Below are 304 nucleotides of genomic sequence, written 5' to 3' on the forward strand. Positions count from 1 at the left end.
CATGGCAGGCTTGCAGCCCGCCGCGTCAGCGCGGACGAATTCCTTCAGCCCATGACATCCCGAACCACACGGCAGAGTCCGGCGCCTTGCTCCAAGCGATCAAGGCTTCGAGAGCTGCGGCGACCGCATCTCGAGAAAGACCAGTCGCAACAATGTCGTCGATCGCTTCCTTGACGATACTCGCGATGTTGCGAACCACGTCCTCGAAATCCGGATCGCCCGCGCATCCGCCGAAAAAGACCAACGTGTTGCGGCGGGGAAGGAGTTCCGCTTGGTGGAGCAACTGCACGAGGCGGCGCCCGAC

General features: G+C 62.5%; 1 protein-coding gene. It reads right to left on the reverse strand.

Annotation, left to right across the window (positions count from 1 at the left end):
- Positions 1-25: 25 nt before the first annotated feature.
- Positions 26-304 (reverse strand): hypothetical protein (locus tag SB679_RS23655; protein ID WP_410704706.1); only part of this gene is annotated, 279 nt, incomplete at its 5' end.

Origin of the sequence: Chryseobacterium sp. SIMBA_029 (assembly GCF_046535275.1) — a bacterium.
Classification (GTDB): Bacteria; Bacteroidota; Bacteroidia; order Flavobacteriales; family Weeksellaceae; genus Chryseobacterium.